This window comes from Paenochrobactrum pullorum, from assembly GCF_041929845.1.
Classification (GTDB): domain Bacteria; phylum Pseudomonadota; class Alphaproteobacteria; order Rhizobiales; family Rhizobiaceae; genus Paenochrobactrum; species Paenochrobactrum pullorum.
Window position 1 is genome coordinate 870,804 of the sequence record NZ_JBHEEH010000001.1, and the last position, 18,093, is coordinate 888,896.

Consider the following 18,093-nt stretch of genomic DNA (forward strand, 5'->3'; position numbering starts at 1 on the left):
AAGGAAAATCAATGAATAGAGCTTATTCGGTCCTGAATATCAGGGCCGTTAATGAGGACGAGCGCGTCATTGAGGGTATTGCCTCAACGCCTACGGCTGACAGAATGGGTGATGTTGTTGAGCCTTTAGGGGCTAAATTTGCACTGCCTATGCCTCTTTTATGGCAACACAATGCTAATCAGCCTGTTGGTCATGTCGAATTCGCAGAGCCTACAGAGAAGGGCATCCCCTTTAAGGCTCGTGTTGTCAAAGTCGATGAGCCGGGCACGCTGAAAGACCGAACAGACGAAGCATGGCAAAGCGTCAAGCTCGGTCTTGTGAGAGCTGTTTCTATTGGTTTCAGGTCGCTCAGCTACGAAATAATGAAGGCAGGCGGCTTACGGTTCAAAGAGTGGGAATGGCTAGAGCTTTCCCTAGTGACTGTTCCGGCCAATGCCGACGCGACCATTACCACAATTAAATCGATCGATGCACAACAGCGGGCCGCGTCAGGCCATTCTGCTGTTGGTGTCGTGCGACCTTCCAAGACCGGCGCTGCGGTCAAATCCATCCCTATTACTCCGGCAAGGAATTATACAATGAATATTCAAGAACAAATCAAAGCTTTTGAAGCTACCCGTGCACAGAAATCTACTGCAATGACTGCTCTGATGCAGAAAGCGGCAGACGAAAGTGTTACGCTCGACGCTGATCAGTCGGCGGAATACGATGGCCTTGTGGCTGAAGTTAAGTCTATTGACGATCATCTTGTTCGTCTGCGGGAATTAGAGAAAAACCACGTTGCAACTGCCACTGACGTGACTGGCATTAAGACGGTGGAAAGTGCAAGCATTGCCCGTGGTGCGGTTTCGGCAAGCGTTAAGAAAGAACTGCCTAAAGGCACAGCTTTTACACGCTATGCAATTGCGTTGGCGCGCTCTAAAGGCAACGTAATGCAGGCCGCAGAGATTGCTAAGGATTGGGGTGATACTCCAGAAGTTGAGACTGTACTTCGCTCCGCAGTTTCAGCAGGAAGCACTACAGATGCCGCATGGGCAAAGCCGCTTGTTGAATATCAGAATATGTCCAGCGAGTTTGTTGACCTATTGCGTCCGCAAACAATCATTGGTCGTATTCCTGGCCTTCGTAATGTGCCGTTCAATATTAACATTCCGCGTCAGACAGCAGGCTCGTCCGCTCAGTGGGTGGGTGAAGGCAAACCGAAACCTGTAAGCTCTCTTGCATTCGACAACATCAAGCTGGGTCATGCTAAGCTTGCTGGCATTGTTGTTTTGACTGATGAGCTGGTGAAGTTCTCAAACCCTTCAGCCGAAGCTCTTGTGCGTCAGGATTTGATCAATACAATCGTCCAGACCATGGACAAGGATTTTGTTGATCCTGCTAAAGCCGCAGGCGCGGGTGGTGTTTCGCCTGCATCCATCACAAATGGCGTAACGCCGGTGATTGCAAGTGGTAAAACTGCGGATGATGTCCGTGCTGATGTTAAGGCACTCTTCAGCAAGTTCCTGTCAGCCAATATGTCGCTATCAGGTGCTGTATGGATCATGACAGAAACGCAGGCTCTTGGTTTGGCTCTACTGTTAAATCCTCTTGGTCAGCCTGAATTCAATGGTCTGTCAATTAACGGTAACAGTGGTGGTACGTTCTTTGGTCTGCCTGTTGTGCTGTCTGAGAATATTCCGGCGAATGCTGGTTCTGGTGACCCTGTTGAGGGTGCTGGTTCACGTATTATTCTTGCTAAGGCAACCGAAATTCTTTTGGCAGATGATGGTCAGGTGATGCTTGATGCATCCCGTGAAGCGTCGCTTGAAATGGATAGCGCGCCGACTGGTTCTGGCTCTTCTTTGATCAGTTTGTGGCAACACAACATGGTTGGTATTCGTGCTGAGCGCTTCATTAACTGGGCTAAGCGTCGTGATGGCGTTGTGCAGTTTATCGATAGTGCAAACTACGGCGGTTAATGGATTGGGGAGCTTCGGCTCCCCTCTCTTTTACGGGAGATATATGTGAATACAGAATTATATTTAAAAGCTTATTTTGACGGCTTCACAACAGCATTTCAGATCGCAAATGAGATTGTCAACGAAGAGCTTAAGGCTGTTGACGTTGAATCTAAGGTGGATTCAGGCAAGCGTTCTGACATTGAGCTGGTTGCGCAGATTCAGCGCCTTCGTAGTAGAGGCTTAATTTAGTGGCGGCACATTCTATTCGTAGGAGCAAGGAATGAAACTCATTGCAATTAAGCCACTCCGATATGCCGGAATGTCATTGCTACCAGACGAAGAATTTGAAGCATCAGCAAAAGATGCGCGCTTGTTAAAAGCTATTGGTAAGGCTGCCGATGCACCCGAACCAGCCGCGACAGTTGAGCCAAAGAAACAAACTGTTCGCAAACAACGGGCAAAAACTGGAGAATAGAATGAACTTTTTCGGTTTGTCGATTACGCGGCAGAAATCAGCCGGCCTCTCGCCCGTCGATAACCGAGGCGGTTTATGGGGCGTGATCCGTGAGCCTTTTACTGGTGCCTGGCAGCGTAATATGGAAGTCACTACTGATACAGCAGTGACAAATCCTACCTTGTTTAGATGCTTGTCGTTGATTGCTTCTGATATTGCGAAAATGCGTATTCGTTATGTCGTTGAAGATAATGACAAGATATGGACAGAAGTCGAACACACTGAGATTACCAAAGTGTTGCGCAGCCCTAATCGGTATCAAAACAGGATTCAGTTTTTCGAAAGCTGGATGATGTCCAAACTTGCTCATGGCAATACCTATGTCTTGAAGCAACGTTCTTCCGACGGCAAAATTGCTGCTCTTTATATCCTTGACCCTAATCGTGTGAAGGTTCTTATTTCCACTGATGGATCCGTCTATTATCAGCTGCAACGCGATGATTTAGCCTCACAGCACGCTGACAGTGTGACCGTTCCAGCATCTGAAATTATACACGATCGATGGAATACAATTTTCCATCCTATGGTCGGATTATCGCCTATTATGGCGGGTGGATTAGCGGCTGCTCAAGGTTTGAGCATTCAGCGAAATTCAGCAAGATTTTTCAATAACGGGTCAATGCCTGGTGGTATTTTATCCGCACCTGGTGCAATCGACCCAGAGAACGCCAAGCGTCTCAAAGATTTTTGGGATCAGAATTATACAGGTGACAATGCCGGAAAAATTGCCGTTCTTGGCGATGGCCTGAGTTATTCACCATTAGCTATGAACGCGATGGATTCTCAATTGATTGAGCAGTTGAAATGGTCTGCTGAAACGATCTGTTCGGTTATGGGCGTACCACCGCATAAGGTCGGAGTTGGACAAGCGCCATCACTCAATAACGTCGAAGCACTTGATCAGCAGTATTATTCACAGTGCGTGCAGATCCATATTGAGAGCATCGAAACGTGCCTTGATGACGGGTTTGCATGTGAGGTTGGCACGGGTACTGAATTTGATCTTTCTGATCTTTTTCGCATGGATAGTGCGACGCTCGTTAAAACCGAAGCCGATGCGGTCAAAGCAGGTATGAAAACAATTAACGAGAGTAGGCAAGTTTTGAACCTAGCACCGGTCGCAGGTGGAGATACTCCGTACTTGCAGCAACAGTATTACAGCTTAGCCGCACTTGATAAGCGCGACCAGCAGGACGATCCATTCTCAACGGGTAAATCCGACAAACCGGCGGAAGGGCTGCCACCACCACAAGAAGACCAGACAGAAAAGCTCATTGCGGCTTTCACAACAAAAGCCGCCGAGGTGCTGAAATGATTGATGCAACAAAACTAGCTGAAGCTGTTCTTGGCACTTTGAAAGGCTACGTTGATGCAGCTTGTGGTAAGCTTAACGAGCGCCTAGTCGCTGTCGAAGCCCGTGAAATGCGCGATGGTCGTGACGGCTTGCCAGGTGTACCAGGGCGTGACGGTAAAGATGGTCGTGACGGCGATAAAGGTCATGACGGTGCCGATGGCCTTGGCTTTGATGATCTGTCAATTGATTACGACGGTGAGAGGTCAATCACTTTGCGATTTGTTCAAGGTGAACGCATCAAAGAATTTCCTTTAATGCTGCCCATCCCGCTCGACCGAGGGCAATATAAGTCCGGCGCTGATTATGTTCGCGGCGATGCTGCCACATATGGCGGTTCTCTTTGGATTGCTCAAAAAGCGACTGGCGATAAGCCTGGTACGTCTGATGCATGGCGTTTAGCCGTTAAGTGCGGTCGTGATGGTAAAAATGGCAAAGACGGAGAGCGTGGCGAACGAGGCTTTGAAGGTCGGCCAGGTAAAGACCTGACACAACTTGGTCTGGATGGTGAGAAATGGTAAAACTCGTCACATTGGAAGCAGCCAAACGCCGTCAACGGATTTTCCACAATGATGATGACGCTGACTTGGAAACAATGATCGAACAGGCTTCTGATATAATCCTTAATTATATCAACCGACCTGAAACTGAATGGACAGATCAAACCGCGCCGTCTCTTATACAGGCGGCGGTTTTGTATCAGGTTGGTTTAATGTGGGCCGACCGCGGTGACACTGAGCCGATTTATTCGGCTGCTGATGGCTATCTTGACCGGCGCATTACTTCCATTCTCCACCGATATCGCAAACCAATAATGGCATGAGGTAAGATATGGCTTGGGTTAAATTCAAAACCGATTTTGAATATAGGCAACCGTCACACTCGATTGATTACAAAGCAGGGTGGTCTGGATCTGTCCGTGAGCAATGCGCAGTAGCCGCAGTCGCAGCTGGTGCAGCGGATCGTATCAAGACCCCCAATAAAGGCGAGGCGGTGGCTGCTGATGAAACGCTCACGTAGCATCACGGGCACACTTAATCATCGTATCATTTTTTTAAAGCGTGAAGAAATAGACGATGGTTTTGGCGGAACACGTGGCGATTGGGTTGACCAGTTCACGGTGCCGGCACGATTAAAACCGCGCATGGGGTCAGAAACGGTCATCGCATCGCGCCTTCAAGGCGTGCAGCCCTACACGATTACTGTGCATTCTTCCAATCAAACGCGTCAGATTACACCAGCATGGCAAGCAAAAAATGCGCAAACTGGTGAAGCCTATGACATTAAGTCAATCATCAATCCTGATGAGCGAAATCAATATCTTGAAATGTTGGCCGTCTATGATGGAAAAAACTGATGGTTCTTAAGACGAAAATCATGGGGCGCGAGGCTTTAACCAAGCGGCTTCGTGAGTTGGCGCCGAAGGCTATTGAGGCGATGGACAAAACGAAAATGGAAGTCGCCCAAGAAGCTGCGGCAGCTATTGCGGCTCGCGCTCCAAAGTCGCCAGATGGTGGTGATTATGCCGCCAGCATTAAGGCTGAATTTCAAAGTGATAATGCAGACAAGGTAGTCTTTGGCGGTCGAAAATCAAAAGATCCAACAGCTGTCGGGATTTATGGCAGTTATATTTGGCGGTTCTTGGAATTTGGTACCAAGGCATCACTTGGAACAGCACCGCGTCGAGATCGACGCTACAAGACGCGTGAGGTCATGACGCAGGGTAAAGGTCCCCATGCTGCTACACCTGCACAACCACATGTGTTTCCCGTCTGGCGTGGAATGCGTAAAAAGGCTCTCAGCCAGATCAGGCGCGCCCTGAATAAGGGTGTCCGCGAAGCCATGGGTAAAAAGTAAATGGCATCAGCAAGTTTAGAGTTGCAGGGTGCTATTGTAATGGCACTTAAATCCAGCCCCGTTGTGACTGCCTTGGTAGATCAAAAGATTTATGACATGGCACCGGCAGATGCACAAACGCCATATGTTGTCATGGGTGATTTTGACGAACACCGAACTGATGCCACATGTTTAAATGCTCGTAAAATTTACGCGACGCTGCATGCGTGGTCATCGGCAGCTGGTTTTATGGAAGTTCGGCAAGTTGCTGAGGCTGTTGCTGAAACATTGCATCATGCTCCACTCGTCTTGACCTCAAATCGTCTGGTCAGTCTCGACCATTCTAAAACACGCGTGATGCGTGACCTTGATGGCATCCATTCCCATGCCGTCATTGAATTAGTGGCTTACACCGAAAAAGCCTGACCACCTTTCACAATCAGCAATCAACTGCCTGCCATTCGGTGGGCTTTTTTATTATAGGATTATCAAATGTCAGATCAACAGACAGGTCGCCTGCTGCTTATGCAAATTGGCAACGGTGAAACACCAGAAGAATTCGACAATCTTTGCGGGTTGAATACACGTTCATTTAATATGTCGGCCAATGAAGTCGATACAACTATGGTCGACTGTAAGAACCCTGATGCGACCCCGCAGAAGACTTCGATGCCAGGCATTAAGAACCGTACATTTACGGGTTCGGGCAAATTCGTTGCGGGTGCCGACACAGCAAAGTTCCGCGGTTACGTGAATGATGCGGTGCCATTTAATGCGAAGGTCATCGTGCCAGGCTGGGGTAGCTTCACCGGTTCGTGGTTTGTATCGGATTTTGAACTGTCCGGTGAAATGGAAGGCAATATGGATTTCTCAGCTACCTTTATGGCAGCCGGCCCTCTTGCTTTCGTGGCGGAGTAATCCTCATGAAGCTGCCAGTTAATGGTGAGCGTGGTGAGGTTGGTATTGCCATAGGTGATACCGAAATTGTTATAGCTGCCACAATGGAAGGCTTGGCCAATGTGTCCACTGAGCTGAAATGCAAATCTCTTTTGGATTTGTATGAGCGCTTAGGGCAGGTGGAGGTCGCAGCCACGATTGCCGGTATTCGTCACCTGACGGTACGCGGCAATAAAGAAGCTGCGATTGCCAAGCTTAAGATCCGGCATTTCAAAGTTCTTTCGGAAGCTTTCAACGCGGCTCTTGCACATCATCATGATGGTGAATCGGGAAACGAGGAGCCAAGGGAAGCTCAAATGTAGCTGACGGCTCCCCTTGGCGAGACTGGCAAAAGTCAGCCTATGGTGTTCTGCGTTGGACGCCTGAAACATTTTGGCGCTCCACATTAAGTGAGTTCATTGCTGCCATTGAAGGCTTCACAGAAGCCCGTGGTGGAAAGAAATCTACAGAACATCCAACCGATGATCAGATGGATGCTTTGCTCTCGCAATATGGATAACGCATTTTCAGGCCGCCTTGTGCGGCCTTTTTTATTGTATTTTTTGGAGGTTCACGTTGGCCGAAGATTCCGATGATATTATTTTATCCATTTCCGCTGACGTGGCAGCCTTGCGCCGTAGTCAGAAGAAAATGGAAGAAGCTGTAAGCGGCTTCAGTAAATCAGCTGATAAGCGCTTTCAGGCGGTATCAAAATCTGCAGACAACAATTTTAAAGCCATTGAGCGGAATGCTCAGAAATTACGCCGCGAATTAGACGGTATCTTCCAGAAGCCGATGGCAGGCATTGGCGGGATAGCAGGTGGAATTGGTGCAGTATTAGGCACTAATGAACTGCGCAAAATGACTGATACGTGGACGGACTTAACGTCTCGCGTCAATCTAGCTGTCGGTAGCCAAGAAAAAGGCGTTGAGGTTATGGGGCGCATTGGCGAAATGGCCAGACGCACTTATTCCGATCTTGAACAGACAACTGAAAGCTATCTAGCAAATAGCACCGCGCTTAAAGACTTAGGATATAGCACCAACCAGTCGCTTGATTATACCGAAGCGCTCAATAATGCTTTGGTGGTTTCCGGTGCTAAAGGCGATAAAGCCAAACGTGTGATAGATGCCCTGTCTAAAGCAATGGCTGTTGGCAAGCTATCCGGCGACAATCTTAACACCGTTATTGAATCTGGTGGCCGTGTTGCAGAAGCTTTGGCTGAAAGCCTTGGAACGACCGTCAGTGGATTGCGTGGGCTTGGTGCACAAGGCAAGATCACTGGCAACGATATTGTTAAAGGCTTATCTGGCCAGCTGGAAAAACTGCGTAAAGAAGCCGCGTCTATGCCTGCTACTATCGGCGATGGCTTCACGATGTTGAACAATGCTTTGTTGGAATATGTCGGTAATGCGGATAGCGCCACTGGTGTATCTGCCAGAGTTGCTGACGCGCTAATTATCATTGCTGATAACTTTGATAAAGTTGCAGATGCAGGGTTGCAGGTTGCAGCCGTATTTGCCGGAGCCTTTGTCGGTCGCTCACTGATGAGCATGATCCGTACTTTGGGCATGACAACCACGGAAGTTTTAAAGCTCACACGCGCACTCAATGCAGCTAAAGGTGCAGGCGGTGTAGTTACTGCCCTCGGTGGTATGGGTGCAGCTGCTGGCCCACTTGGCGCCATTGTGGGTGGGGCTTTGGTCTTTGCAATGACCAAATACACATTGAGCACGATGGAGGCTCGGGAAAATTCTGATGCTCTTCGCAGTGAGATGGAGAAGCTTGGTCTTATTGCGCCAAAGGTCGCCGATGCTGTCGATGGCGTTGCTGAATCGCTGGACAAACTAAGTGCTGCGGAGAAGGCACGTAAGCTCAAGAAAATTGCCGATGAATTAGATCGCCTGCGTAATGGTGGACCGCTCAGCGGATTGTTCGGCCAAGGCGATGAGCTTGATGCTCTGGCTGGCTATACAAAACAGCCGTTGGAAAATCTCTATCAAAATTTCTCTATGTCTGACGTCGATAAGTCAGCAAGGAGAGAAATTCTTAAAGTCATTGCCGAGTTTCAAAGCTTCGAAATAAATGCTGACAAGGTCAAGCAAAGGCTTGAAGCCATAAATAACACGCCGATCAGCGATGCTGTGGTTGAGTTGACCAAGCGTGTGCAAGAGACTGTTGATCATATGTCCGGCCTGCAAGCCATGTCCACACGTGTTGGGGATATGCCAGAACTTACGATTGCTACGCAAAAGGTGCAGGATCTGGCAGATCATCTTGATATGCTTGCAACAAAAGGCGAGATAAAGCCGCAGTTAAAAGCTGATACGCAAGAGATCATCGATAAGTTTGTGAAGGCTGGCGGCAGTGCTGAAGATGCGTTGAGGGCTATAAATAACCTCTCGCAAGCCAACCCGAACATGAATCAGTTCTTTGAGAAAATGGCTACTGCCATCAAGGTTCTTGCCAATGTTCGTGATGCGGCTCGTGAAGCAGGGCAGGCTATGGCTGGTGCTTATCCGCTTGGGCCTGATGAGAACAAGCAAGCTAGGGCATCTTTAGACCCATACATTCAACAGCGCAAAGCTGAGAATGGGGCGGCCAAAGCTTTTGAACAAAACGCCATACGACGCACCAAGCTGACCAAAGATCAGCTTGCCCTTGAAAACAAGATTGCTGAAGTTCGTAAGCGACTTGAAACAGAGGGTATCAAGAACCCTGAAAAAGGATTAGCTGAGCGCATTGCACAGGCTGAGCTTGCAGCTGACAAAGCGCGGTCGGGTGAGGGCAAAAAACCCAAGTCGGAAGCGTCACACAAAAAGACAACTGACCAACAGATTGATACGGACATTCAAGCGGTTCGTGATCGTACCGCAGCTTTGCAATCCGAAATCGCTGCTGTAGGTCTATCCTATCAGGAAAACGAAAAGCGCAAGATTGCTCTGGATCTGGAACAGGCTGCACTGGCAAAGCTTCGTGATGAAGCCATTAAGAAAGGTCAGACTGATCTTTCCGGCATTAAGTTGTCAGAACAGCAACGCGAAAAAATCGATGAGGTTTCGGGCGCCTATGCTCGACAAGCTGAAGAACTGCGACGCGTCCAGGAAAAGCAACAGGATGTTGAACAGGCATCAGCGGATTTCTATCAAACGTTTAAGAGTGGAACGCTTGACGCAATCACTGGTGCTAAGTCTTTATCCGACGCTCTGTCGGATATCCTGAATAAACTTGCACAGATGCTTTTGAACAGTGCTTTCGATGCTTTGTTTAAGCCGTCCTCAGGTGGTGTTGCTGGTGGTGCATTCGGCAGCGCCTTTGATTTCATCGGCGGGTTGCTTGGGCGCAAAGATGGTGGCTCTGTAACCGAAGTACCAGGCGGCGGTCGCATTAGCGGCGCAGGCGGCCCACGCGATGACAAGGTGCTGCTGCGTGCCTCCAATGGCGAATACATCATGAATGCGGATGCAACGGCCAAATACGGCTGGTTGTTGGAAGCAATGAACAAAGACCAATTACCAGCTTTGCGTAATGGTGGAGCAATAGGCGTTCCAAACATTAGAACTCCATCTATTCCATTGCCTCGGGTGCCGGATATTTCGTCTCCTGCTGAGAGAAAAGAATCGGGCCCTCAAGAGATAACCATTGCAGTTGATGTTTCAGGTGCACGTGGAAACCAAGAAATTGAGCAGATGGTTCAACAGGGTGTTCAGCAAGGCATAAGAGGCTTTTCAGAAAGCAGCCACTTTGTAAACCTAGTAGGGCGTTCAGTGGTTAAGGCACAGTCTCGTGGTGTAATCAGATAATTCTCGGCGTGGGAATCCACGCCTTTTCTATAGGTGGAAACATGAAAATTTATACAGTTATGCCGGCGTTTTTCACGGTGTCAGACGATGATGATGCGATGGTGTTTGCAGGAACGACATTCGATCCAATGACTTTTACAGATGCGGCTGACGCACGGGAATGTGCAAAGGAACAGGCACGCCAACATCGTGGCCGCCATGTTTGGATTGTTGAGGGAACGGCTACGGAGTCCTTCCATTGCGAGCCTGAACCTGTCATTACGGGCGCACCAGTTGTGCAGAGGTTGGCGTGATGGCAGAGCAATTACCTGATGGCCTGATTTATCAGCCAAGTTTCCCAAGGTTGATTAGATCCACTTCTATGTCACGATTTGGCCAGCGTTCCATTGCTTTTATGGAAAGTACAGATCCTGTCTGGCAGTGGACAGCACAGATTAGCCTGCGCAGCAATGCACAACGACAAAAGCTTGAGGCATTCATTGATCGTTGCAGGGGCGGAGTTGTTACCGTGCATTACACACCTAAACACGCTTGTGTGCCTCAAGCGTATTGGGGTGATGCCAATAATTCAGCCATAACAGGTTCGGCCAGTCTGTCGGCTATCAATGGCAATGTGCTAACGTTGGCCGGTGTTAAGGTTGGGCTAAAGCTGACAGATGGTGATCTGATAGGCTTAACGCTTGGTGATTATAATTTCATTGCACGGGTGGTGGCCAATGCAACGGCAACAGGCACAACCATGCAGATAAGGATCGAGCCGTTTCTCCCGTCCTATATCGGAGTGGGGGCTTCGATTCGCTTTAAAAATCCAGTGATGAATATGCGCCTGATACCTGACAGTTTCGAAATAGGTACAGGAATGCACCCAGATGCATCATTTCAGCTTGTGGAAGTGCCGAAGTAGTTTCTGAATCTTAGCGAGACTAAGCTGGTTTTTGTATCTGTATAGATTTTAATATTAATTTGAATGGAACCATGCGCCTTCACTGCCGTTATATAACCACTGAACCAAATAATTACGGTTGCAGAAAAGTTTTTATTTAACGGGAGTTTAATTATGCGTCGTATTCTTATTGCACTGACCGCTACAGCAGCAATGGTATCATTCGCTAGCGCACAGACAGCGACAACCACACCAACTGCAACAACTACACCTACTGCAACAACCACAGAAGTGTTTGTTACGGCTCAGCCAACAGATGTGCTAAGCTACAATTTGGTTGGTTTGAATGTTGTAGATGGTCAGGATAACACATTTGGTGAGATTAAAGATCTTATCATTTCTGACGGTGAGCTTTCAGGATATGTTCTTTCAGTCGGTGGCTTCCTTGGTATCGGTGAAAAGTATGTGATTGTAAGCCCTGAATCTATTGTTGTGACATATTCAGAAGATGACAAAAAGTGGTCTGCAAACATGTCAGCTACAAAGGAAGCCGTTGAAAAGGCTCCTGAGTTTAAATACGAAGGCCGCTGGGCTAAATAATTAAATCAAGGGCGCGGAAAGCGCCCTTTTTTATTCTATAATTCAGGAAATGGTGCGGCTATAACTCTTTTGGCATGTATCTAGAAATATATGATATGTTTTGTATGCATGTTAAATCGTCAGATTTATAATGACATTATGTTGATAGGCTCAATGTCACCTCACACCCTTCCGCCATTCCCAAGGCTCGATGAATGAGCCTTGCCACATGCCTGATTTGTTAGCTTTGGCCTGAGCCTCGGGGCCAGCATATTTACCTTTTGAGTATTGACGGTAATCTAATGCATGCCCTTGGCGTGCAAGCCAGTCTGCTATGTCATTACCTGCAGCTGTAAAGCATTGGCCGACAAAACGATCGTAGCGGTCTGTATCTTTGTAGTCGCAGCGGATTGGCTGTGACCTGTTGATATAATCTGCGAGAGCAATGCTGCCTATCTGGCCGCAACGGTAATTCTTACCAGTTGCATTCTTGCAGGTCTGCTTTCCTTCAGGCGCATCAATTCCCCAAATGCGAACTCTCTGACCATGTATTTCAATCGTATCTGCATCAATGACAGACGCGCGGCCTTGTAGCCTGGCTGACACGTTCTTTGCTGCTGGCGGTGGTGTTGCTAAGAATTGCTGTACAGGCGCTCTGATGCTGCCTGCTAGCTCGTTTGTACAGCGTGTTGGATTTGGAGGATTGCCGCATTGCTTCGCTAAGTTCTTATGGCTAGCACATTTGCCTGATTTATGGATGCGCCAGCCTGGGCCACCTCTGCAGCCACAACCTTCGCAACGGACTAACTGTGCGCTTGTTTCTGCAAGGGATGGTGACGGCCATATGAAAAGCAACGCGGCAGTAAGCAAGAATTTAACCATTTGGCTTAAGCCAGATTATGATTATTGCCACTGTCAGCATGATGCTAATTCCTGCGAATAGATACTCTATGATACTGGTCATGGAGTTACCACGCTAATTTTTAATCATCTTGATACTGAAGCTTAATAGGTACATCTGTCATCGCATAATGTACAAACTGATTACCCAACGCTGTTAATTCATAACCGTCAATGTTATCAAATGCCGACTTATGGGTCGTACTTGCCATTCCTGGTCTGGTTCGTTGAGCTGGCTTTTTAATAAAATTCCCAGCATAGTCAGTGGCTCGATGCTGTCTAATAATGCCGCCGGTGTTCAGGTCTCGGATGAGCAGCTTGAAAAGATCTGCATCAGCAGAATCCTCTCTGACAGGCTCTTTACCAAGTTCACGCCAGATTTCTCCGCGTGTTAAGCCATTGTTATTGTAAAACTTTGCTATAACCGCAAAATGCAATTCTGAGAAGTTTTTAATCCAATCTAAAAACAAACGTATAACATCATCATTGCATAATTTGATTGATGCAGCATTAGCTAAAAGGTTTCGTACAAAGCTACGCTTGTCTTCACTTTCTGCTCCCGACCAATCTCTGAATGACTTACGTAAAAGAGATTGATATTCAGGGCTTTCAACTCTTGATGCAACGTCTTCATCCTTCATATCAACGCGTTGCATAATCTCTAGAATTGTTTGTTCTTTCTCAGCCATCTCGGCCTTAAGCATTTCAATCCAATGTTTGAAAAACGAATTAATACGTTCTTGGTCACGTTCAGACCAATCAGCTGCGGCTGCTGACAATATACCACCCGCAAGGGGGATAAAGCCACTTAAAGCATTCATTGCGCCACGTGTGGCTCTTCCGCCTTTACCACCCTTTGGGTAATCGTCGTTTTCTTTACCTTCTGACATAGAATAGCCTCCCGCTATGCCCCACTACTTAAGTAAAATGATATAAACTGGTTCACCTGCTAGATTATGATTGTTACAATTGCCTGCATGATGCTTTTTGCGAATAAAAGCTCGGCCATTATAGTAGCCTCAGATATGAGGGTACCATGTCAGATCGAAGTGAGAGGAAATTGGCATATATTATGACCCTTTTCTGACTCTTTCAGAGTTAACCAATGCTTCTCCCAATCGGCCAAGGGTTTCTTTCATCGCTTGTTCTGCAGATTGAGTAAGTGATTTTGCGCCACCTTCACAAGCGAATCCGGCATCAGATTGCGAGTTACCATCGCCCGAAACTGTGGTTCCTAATAGCCTGCCGTTTTGCCCATCTACAGTAATTGAAGCAGCAATATCTACGTTGGTTTCAACGCCTGCTGACCATAAGCCTGGTACAAGGCGCAAACGTGCATTGAGATCTTCACCGCGCACTATAATCATGCCTCTGGCATTACGTGCGCGAAGATCATTCCTATCAACTGGATGGTTTACAACCTCAAGTTCGGTGACGAGGTTTTGTAGTGTTTTTCTCACAGAACCTGAAAAGCTATTTGATAAAGCCATAGGGTAGGTGTGGGCAGAGCAATTAAAATCAGAAGGCTTGATTGATTTATCTAATTTAGATCCATCAACGTATAAAAGATACTTGCCTGGTAATTTACCATCGTATGATGAATACACGTTGTAAGTTGCTACGCTTACTGGCTCAGCTTTATATTGGCACGCAGATAACGCTACAACTGCTGATATCGCAGCAAGACTCACTAGCTTCATAATTTCCCCCAAGTAATAGTTTGGTAAGAAATCAAAAACACCACTGAGAGTCCAGTTATTCCAAAGTGTAATATTGGGTTATTTTATTTCCGTGGGGGTCCCCAGATTTGGGGAGAGCGAACCAACGCAAAATTGCGTTCGTTGAATTTGTTGAGTTTTTTCGAACGATTTGCCGTTAGTAACGGCGACTGATCTTTAGGTCTAAACTTCAATGGTTACTGAGGCCACGTTGCGCTTTGCCTCACCTTGGTAAACAGCTTCAATGTTGTTACCATCAGGGTCCAAAACGAAAGCGGCATAATATCCAGGATGGTAAGCTCGGATACCAGGAGCGCCATTGTCGCGACCACCATGCGCTAATGCCGCCCTGTAGAAAGCATCAACCATTTCGCGATCATTCGCCTGAAAGGCCAGATGATGCCGTCCTGTCAATTCGCCCGAAGATGTGGAACTATCAACGGAAGACACTGTAAGCTCATCGGCCAGGAAGTAACCATGATCCGTGCTGAGAACAGGTATCCCCAACACTGACATCACTGCCGAATAAAAACTTTCGCTTGCTTGCAGATCACGCACAACTAGCTGGATATGGTCAATTAGGCGGCCACGGTGCAATTGCATTGGTTTGCATCTCTTTCAGTAAATGAATGTTGCGAAAACCCTAAGTAAAGTTTTGATTTTACGCCAGAGTTTTGCAATGCGACTATTTGCATAGCTATTTACTTAGCGGATTTATCGAAAATCAAATAGCTTTACGCCGAGCAATATGCTCCGATTGATCATATGAAATCCGTCAGACTTGGAAATTCAATTCTGCCGATCCCTCAATCTCACACCAGCACCCGCGCCATTCTGATCAATAAAAAGAACGCCGGCGTTTTCGAGGGCGGTGCGGATGGCGGTTATGGCTTCAGTTGAAAGCTTACGTCTATCTTTTTCAAAGTCTACTACAGTGGATAAGCCTAATCCGGCAGCTTTGGCTAGGGTTGGTTGCGACCAGTCTAATAAGGCTCTCGCAGCTCGTGATTGTGCTGGTGTCATTTTATCAACATTTTCTGTTGACGCGGAAGTGCGTCTTGTGTATCAACATAATATGTTGACGATTTGGGTGCAAGTAAGAACCGGAATCATCATTAACAGATTACTAATTCCTGACGCTGGCCAACGGGTGGGCGTAACCCAATGCAACACTGCCGGTTGCCAGGAAACCCACCTTCGAGGAGACCACTAATGCAGCACGTCGTGTTAGCAAGCAGCGAAGTTATGCCTTTTAGACAGTTAGAAAACGATATCTGCTTGACCAAGAATTCAGTCAGCATTTTGCAGCGTCTTATTGAAGATTCCGGAACCGACTTAAGCCGTGAGGATATCGCGCTGATTAACTATGCCGCAGATAGCGCGCTGCGTGAGGTCGCCAGCCTGTACAGCAAATTCTATGCGGCAATGGACGCAACCAGCGTGAGGGCATCAGCATGAGCAATATCCACGTTTATAACGCCCTTGCAGCATCCATTTCAGCCGAAGCCAAGGACATGCCTGACAATGTCCAAAACGAGCTGCACGCGGCAGCTTGGCACCTGCGTACGGCTATCCATTTGACAAGGGCACAATCACGTACTGACCTTGAAATCAAAATCGGTCTCTGGACTGAATTGATTGAGGATCCGGCTTGTATTCTCGATGAGCACCGCGAATTTTGGAAAACTTTTATGGAAGATTTTTCGCTTTTGATGCAGCCGAAGTCGGAGAGGCAAGCAGTATGACACTTGATGTGATCATAATCGCGGTTTTCATATTTGCAGCCGGAATATCTGTCGGCATTAAAATCGGCTTCTGTATTCCCAAACCATAACAGTTTTGCGCCTGCTGTCTCCTCGGCGGACGCAAGGTCGGTTGCATTTTTGACGGGATGTGACCGGCCACCCTTAAGCCCACGTATCGGTGCGCTCTTCTAAAGCGCCAACCGTAGAGGATTACGCCAGTTCGAATCTGGCCGTGGGCTCCATAATGCTCGCATCTGTGCCGGTTCGGCGGCTAGGGTGCGGTCTTTCCCTATGCAGTCCCTGAGGAGGATGTAAGGGAAGTGGCATCAGCCGTCCGTCCGATCTCTATAGGGCGGCTGGTGTACTCAGACACGTTCGCTGTTGGCTCGTCGCAAGCTGGCAGTGAATACCGGAAATCCGGCGCAGCTATGACGTCGCGGCAATAGGGCGATAGCTGTGGTGCATAATCCACCGACACCACCGGTGAACTAAAAACCACCAGCTAGAGGCCAACCGTTTCCGGGGTCACCACAACATTACGGCATAGCTGGCGGACGTACATCTAGGGGGAGGAGATACAATGTATCAAACCCCTAGGTTCCTTCACGGGCACAACCCCGCGCAAGCGACATATGGCGGTGTGGCCGCCCTATGTCAATCACCACAAAACGCACTGGAGATACTATTATGAAAGGAATATCATGACCAACATTCTGATTGATGAACTACTAAAAGCGGCAGACATGCGATTTAGTATCTTAAAGACGCATAAATTTGATAAGCCAGCACGTTATGGCGCACGCCTGTGCGAAGATCTGGCAGCTGCGAACAATAACGATCCTGAAGCCGTGAATGCATATGTGCGCTTACAGCAAGACAGCCCTGAAAAGCTGTACAGTGCACGTTTAGCTGTAATGTCGAAAATCGGTTATGGATTTGAACCCAATACGCCTGATGATGTTGTGAGGGCGATTGTGGAGAAGGCTGCGGCTTAAAGCTGAAAACGAATATTGTTCTTGATATGTTCTATTTTAATATTGTAGCTTAAGCCGAACATCTCGCTTTGTAATAGTGAGATTCTATCAAAATAAATGCCGCTTTAAAGGCAAATGATACCGACTGACCCAAAGTCAGCGGAATGATGAAACGCGTCTCATAGTGAGGCGACAACGAGGAGTATGGATTATGAATCATATAAAAAGGCTGACGATTAAGGTTGAAGGACTCAAGGCCTTTATAGCTGCGGCAGAGCAGGCATTAACTGTAGGGAGTGGCGATGATTCCTCAAGAGTTGACGCTGTATCTATTGTGATGGGCGAAGCTGAAGCGTCGATGATTGAATTAAATAATATGCTCTCTGAGGCAAGGGAAGCATATGGGCTTAATTGACCCATATCGGCGCATCTTTCGGGGTGCGCCTAATCGGCTAAAACATGTTGCCCCATGTCGCGCCATTGTCGCGTTCCGCTGCCGACGCATGTTGCAACACGTTACAAATCAATACGTTATGTTGCGACAAATTTCAGTGTCTGCGACATGAATTTTAAGGGAAATTGGAGCTAAGTCATTGATTTTATTTGGCTGGGGAACCTGGATTCGAACCAAGACTAACGGAGTCAGAGTCCGTCGTTCTACCATTAAACTATTCCCCAGTATGATATGAGCAAAATCAGTATCTTAGAACTAATTTGCCGGCAGTGTTTGATGAAAATCAACCGCTGCATCATCTGTGGCTTTCATCTAGCGAAGTGAAAGTGAGATGGCAAGTACTAATTTTAAAATAATTGCATTCTCTATTGTTAATAGGCCGAAATTGCTGATTTTATTGGATTTTATGCATAAAAAAATCGCGCAAAACTCAAATTTCAAGTGTTTGCGCGATTT

General features: G+C 47.4%; 26 protein-coding genes, 2 tRNA genes and 1 pseudogene. 23 read left to right on the plus strand and 6 right to left on the minus strand.

The genetic code is table 11. The features are described 5' to 3' along the window. The first annotated feature begins 11 nt into the window (after positions 1–11). The 17 genes from JNC77_RS04055 (at position 12) to JNC77_RS04135 (ending at position 11,867) form a co-directional block, all read left to right on the plus strand. Positions 12–1,961, plus strand: coding sequence for a phage major capsid protein (locus JNC77_RS04055; RefSeq protein ID WP_374829673.1), 1,950 nt, complete (start codon positions 12–14; stop codon positions 1,959–1,961). A 45-nt stretch (positions 1,962–2,006) separates the two neighbouring features. Next, complete coding sequence (locus JNC77_RS04060) at positions 2,007–2,192, plus strand: hypothetical protein (protein ID WP_374829675.1); 186 nt, start codon at positions 2,007–2,009, stop codon at positions 2,190–2,192. Between the two features lie 31 nt (positions 2,193–2,223). Continuing rightward, on the plus strand, positions 2,224–2,418 hold the full coding sequence (locus JNC77_RS04065) for a DUF7210 family protein (protein WP_374829677.1): 195 nt from the start codon (positions 2,224–2,226) through the stop codon (positions 2,416–2,418). A gap of 1 nt (position 2,419) precedes the next feature. Then, positions 2,420–3,772 carry a phage portal protein gene (locus JNC77_RS04070; RefSeq protein ID WP_374829679.1) on the plus strand — a complete coding sequence of 451 codons (1,353 nt, stop codon included), beginning with the start codon at positions 2,420–2,422 and terminating at the stop codon, positions 3,770–3,772. Next, positions 3,769–4,329: a collagen-like domain-containing protein gene (locus JNC77_RS04075; protein ID WP_374829681.1), complete on the plus strand. Its 561-nt coding sequence runs from the start codon at positions 3,769–3,771 to the stop codon at positions 4,327–4,329. The genes JNC77_RS04070 and JNC77_RS04075 overlap by 4 nt, the downstream gene beginning before the upstream one ends. Then, positions 4,323–4,631 carry a head-tail connector protein gene (locus tag JNC77_RS04080; protein ID WP_374829683.1) on the plus strand — a complete coding sequence of 103 codons (309 nt, stop codon included), beginning with the start codon at positions 4,323–4,325 and terminating at the stop codon, positions 4,629–4,631. The genes JNC77_RS04075 and JNC77_RS04080 overlap by 7 nt, the downstream gene beginning before the upstream one ends. Before the next feature lie 8 nt (positions 4,632–4,639). Beyond that, positions 4,640–4,828: a hypothetical protein gene (locus JNC77_RS04085; protein ID WP_374829684.1), complete on the plus strand. Its 189-nt coding sequence runs from the start codon at positions 4,640–4,642 to the stop codon at positions 4,826–4,828. Then, positions 4,812–5,165 carry a phage head closure protein gene (locus JNC77_RS04090; RefSeq protein WP_374829686.1) on the plus strand — a complete coding sequence of 118 codons (354 nt, stop codon included), beginning with the start codon at positions 4,812–4,814 and terminating at the stop codon, positions 5,163–5,165. The genes JNC77_RS04085 and JNC77_RS04090 overlap by 17 nt, the downstream gene beginning before the upstream one ends. Then, positions 5,165–5,665, plus strand: a complete 501-nt coding sequence (locus JNC77_RS04095) for an HK97 gp10 family phage protein (protein WP_374829688.1) — start codon at positions 5,165–5,167, stop codon at positions 5,663–5,665. The genes JNC77_RS04090 and JNC77_RS04095 overlap by 1 nt, the downstream gene beginning before the upstream one ends. Further along, on the plus strand, positions 5,666–6,070 hold the full coding sequence (locus JNC77_RS04100) for a DUF3168 domain-containing protein (RefSeq protein WP_374829690.1): 405 nt from the start codon (positions 5,666–5,668) through the stop codon (positions 6,068–6,070). Positions 6,071–6,136: 66 nt separating this feature from the next. After that, positions 6,137–6,562 carry a phage tail tube protein gene (locus JNC77_RS04105; protein ID WP_374829692.1) on the plus strand — a complete coding sequence of 142 codons (426 nt, stop codon included), beginning with the start codon at positions 6,137–6,139 and terminating at the stop codon, positions 6,560–6,562. A 5-nt stretch (positions 6,563–6,567) separates the two neighbouring features. Further along, the gene (locus JNC77_RS04110; protein WP_374829694.1) at positions 6,568–6,903 is read left to right on the plus strand and encodes a hypothetical protein; all 336 of its coding nucleotides are present in this window, start codon (positions 6,568–6,570) and stop codon (positions 6,901–6,903) included. Continuing rightward, a complete protein-coding gene (locus JNC77_RS04115) occupies positions 6,867–7,100 on the plus strand; it encodes a phage tail assembly chaperone (RefSeq protein WP_374830489.1) in 234 nt (77 codons plus the stop codon). The genes JNC77_RS04110 and JNC77_RS04115 overlap by 37 nt, the downstream gene beginning before the upstream one ends. A gap of 56 nt (positions 7,101–7,156) precedes the next feature. Next, complete coding sequence (locus tag JNC77_RS04120) at positions 7,157–10,384, plus strand: tape measure protein (RefSeq protein WP_374829696.1); 3,228 nt, start codon at positions 7,157–7,159, stop codon at positions 10,382–10,384. A 41-nt stretch (positions 10,385–10,425) separates the two neighbouring features. Continuing rightward, positions 10,426–10,677: a hypothetical protein gene (locus JNC77_RS04125; RefSeq protein WP_374829698.1), complete on the plus strand. Its 252-nt coding sequence runs from the start codon at positions 10,426–10,428 to the stop codon at positions 10,675–10,677. Beyond that, positions 10,677–11,288: a hypothetical protein gene (locus tag JNC77_RS04130; RefSeq protein WP_374829700.1), complete on the plus strand. Its 612-nt coding sequence runs from the start codon at positions 10,677–10,679 to the stop codon at positions 11,286–11,288. The genes JNC77_RS04125 and JNC77_RS04130 overlap by 1 nt, the downstream gene beginning before the upstream one ends. A 153-nt stretch (positions 11,289–11,441) precedes the next feature. Continuing rightward, complete coding sequence (locus JNC77_RS04135) at positions 11,442–11,867, plus strand: PRC-barrel domain-containing protein (RefSeq protein WP_374829702.1); 426 nt, start codon at positions 11,442–11,444, stop codon at positions 11,865–11,867. A 156-nt stretch (positions 11,868–12,023) separates the two neighbouring features. Here the strand turns inward: JNC77_RS04135 and JNC77_RS04140 are convergent, their stop codons facing one another. The 4 genes from JNC77_RS04140 to JNC77_RS04155 form a co-directional block, all read right to left on the minus strand. After that, positions 12,024–12,452: a thermonuclease family protein gene (locus tag JNC77_RS04140; RefSeq protein WP_374829704.1), complete on the minus strand. Its 429-nt coding sequence runs from the start codon at positions 12,450–12,452 to the stop codon at positions 12,024–12,026. 377 nt (positions 12,453–12,829) lie between these two features. Continuing rightward, entirely contained in the window at positions 12,830–13,636 is an 807-nt protein-coding gene (locus tag JNC77_RS04145; RefSeq protein WP_374829706.1) for a hypothetical protein, read from the minus strand. Positions 13,637–13,816: 180 nt separating this feature from the next. Further along, positions 13,817–14,446, minus strand: a complete 630-nt coding sequence (locus JNC77_RS04150; RefSeq protein WP_374829708.1) for a hypothetical protein — start codon at positions 14,444–14,446, stop codon at positions 13,817–13,819. Positions 14,447–14,647: 201 nt separating this feature from the next. Continuing rightward, positions 14,648–15,067: a VOC family protein gene (locus tag JNC77_RS04155; RefSeq protein ID WP_374829710.1), complete on the minus strand. Its 420-nt coding sequence runs from the start codon at positions 15,065–15,067 to the stop codon at positions 14,648–14,650. Between the two features lie 162 nt (positions 15,068–15,229). Between JNC77_RS04155 and JNC77_RS04160 the strand changes: the two genes are divergently transcribed. After that, positions 15,230–15,364, plus strand: a complete 135-nt coding sequence (locus tag JNC77_RS04160) for a hypothetical protein (protein ID WP_374830559.1) — start codon at positions 15,230–15,232, stop codon at positions 15,362–15,364. A gap of 24 nt (positions 15,365–15,388) precedes the next feature. Here the strand turns inward: JNC77_RS04160 and JNC77_RS04165 are convergent. Continuing rightward, positions 15,389–15,487: pseudogene (locus JNC77_RS04165) on the minus strand (XRE family transcriptional regulator); the annotation flags it as partial. Positions 15,488–15,676: 189 nt separating this feature from the next. On the opposite strand from JNC77_RS04165, the gene JNC77_RS04170 reads away from it, so the two are divergent. The 5 genes from JNC77_RS04170 (at position 15,677) to JNC77_RS04190 (ending at position 17,598) form a co-directional block, all read left to right on the plus strand. Further along, positions 15,677–15,922 carry a hypothetical protein gene (locus JNC77_RS04170; RefSeq protein ID WP_374829712.1) on the plus strand — a complete coding sequence of 82 codons (246 nt, stop codon included), beginning with the start codon at positions 15,677–15,679 and terminating at the stop codon, positions 15,920–15,922. Then, positions 15,919–16,209: a hypothetical protein gene (locus JNC77_RS04175; protein WP_374829714.1), complete on the plus strand. Its 291-nt coding sequence runs from the start codon at positions 15,919–15,921 to the stop codon at positions 16,207–16,209. The genes JNC77_RS04170 and JNC77_RS04175 overlap by 4 nt, the downstream gene beginning before the upstream one ends. Positions 16,210–16,375: 166 nt before the next feature. Next, positions 16,376–16,451: transfer RNA gene (locus JNC77_RS04180), tRNA-OTHER, on the plus strand. A 459-nt stretch (positions 16,452–16,910) separates the two neighbouring features. Then, complete coding sequence (locus JNC77_RS04185; RefSeq protein WP_374829715.1) at positions 16,911–17,204, plus strand: hypothetical protein; 294 nt, start codon at positions 16,911–16,913, stop codon at positions 17,202–17,204. 190 nt (positions 17,205–17,394) lie between these two features. Next, positions 17,395–17,598 (plus strand): hypothetical protein, encoded by a 204-nt coding sequence (locus tag JNC77_RS04190; RefSeq protein WP_374829717.1) that lies wholly within the window; start codon positions 17,395–17,397, stop codon positions 17,596–17,598. Between the two features lie 189 nt (positions 17,599–17,787). Here the strand turns inward: JNC77_RS04190 and JNC77_RS04195 are convergent. Then, positions 17,788–17,861 (minus strand) — tRNA-Gln (locus JNC77_RS04195). Positions 17,862–18,093: the final 232 nt, after the last annotated feature.

Coding starts and splice junctions, on each gene's coding strand:
- JNC77_RS04190 (WP_374829717.1), top strand. CDS start 17,395: ATGAATCATATAAAAAGGCTGACGATTAAGGTTGAAGGACTCAAGGCC.
- JNC77_RS04170 (WP_374829712.1), top strand. CDS start 15,677: ATGCAGCACGTCGTGTTAGCAAGCAGCGAAGTTATGCCTTTTAGACAG.
- JNC77_RS04095 (WP_374829688.1), top strand. CDS start 5,165: ATGGTTCTTAAGACGAAAATCATGGGGCGCGAGGCTTTAACCAAGCGG.
- JNC77_RS04145 (WP_374829706.1), bottom strand. CDS start 13,636: ATGTCAGAAGGTAAAGAAAACGACGATTACCCAAAGGGTGGTAAAGGC.
- JNC77_RS04135 (WP_374829702.1), top strand. CDS start 11,442: ATGCGTCGTATTCTTATTGCACTGACCGCTACAGCAGCAATGGTATCA.
- JNC77_RS04160 (WP_374830559.1), top strand. CDS start 15,230: ATGAAATCCGTCAGACTTGGAAATTCAATTCTGCCGATCCCTCAATCT.
- JNC77_RS04085 (WP_374829684.1), top strand. CDS start 4,640: ATGGCTTGGGTTAAATTCAAAACCGATTTTGAATATAGGCAACCGTCA.
- JNC77_RS04055 (WP_374829673.1), top strand. CDS start 12: ATGAATAGAGCTTATTCGGTCCTGAATATCAGGGCCGTTAATGAGGAC.
- JNC77_RS04070 (WP_374829679.1), top strand. CDS start 2,420: ATGAACTTTTTCGGTTTGTCGATTACGCGGCAGAAATCAGCCGGCCTC.
- JNC77_RS04155 (WP_374829710.1), bottom strand. CDS start 15,067: ATGCAATTGCACCGTGGCCGCCTAATTGACCATATCCAGCTAGTTGTG.
- JNC77_RS04105 (WP_374829692.1), top strand. CDS start 6,137: ATGTCAGATCAACAGACAGGTCGCCTGCTGCTTATGCAAATTGGCAAC.
- JNC77_RS04100 (WP_374829690.1), top strand. CDS start 5,666: ATGGCATCAGCAAGTTTAGAGTTGCAGGGTGCTATTGTAATGGCACTT.
- JNC77_RS04130 (WP_374829700.1), top strand. CDS start 10,677: ATGGCAGAGCAATTACCTGATGGCCTGATTTATCAGCCAAGTTTCCCA.
- JNC77_RS04110 (WP_374829694.1), top strand. CDS start 6,568: ATGAAGCTGCCAGTTAATGGTGAGCGTGGTGAGGTTGGTATTGCCATA.
- JNC77_RS04090 (WP_374829686.1), top strand. CDS start 4,812: ATGAAACGCTCACGTAGCATCACGGGCACACTTAATCATCGTATCATT.
- JNC77_RS04150 (WP_374829708.1), bottom strand. CDS start 14,446: ATGAAGCTAGTGAGTCTTGCTGCGATATCAGCAGTTGTAGCGTTATCT.
- JNC77_RS04075 (WP_374829681.1), top strand. CDS start 3,769: ATGATTGATGCAACAAAACTAGCTGAAGCTGTTCTTGGCACTTTGAAA.
- JNC77_RS04185 (WP_374829715.1), top strand. CDS start 16,911: ATGACCAACATTCTGATTGATGAACTACTAAAAGCGGCAGACATGCGA.
- JNC77_RS04065 (WP_374829677.1), top strand. CDS start 2,224: ATGAAACTCATTGCAATTAAGCCACTCCGATATGCCGGAATGTCATTG.
- JNC77_RS04125 (WP_374829698.1), top strand. CDS start 10,426: ATGAAAATTTATACAGTTATGCCGGCGTTTTTCACGGTGTCAGACGAT.
- JNC77_RS04175 (WP_374829714.1), top strand. CDS start 15,919: ATGAGCAATATCCACGTTTATAACGCCCTTGCAGCATCCATTTCAGCC.
- JNC77_RS04080 (WP_374829683.1), top strand. CDS start 4,323: ATGGTAAAACTCGTCACATTGGAAGCAGCCAAACGCCGTCAACGGATT.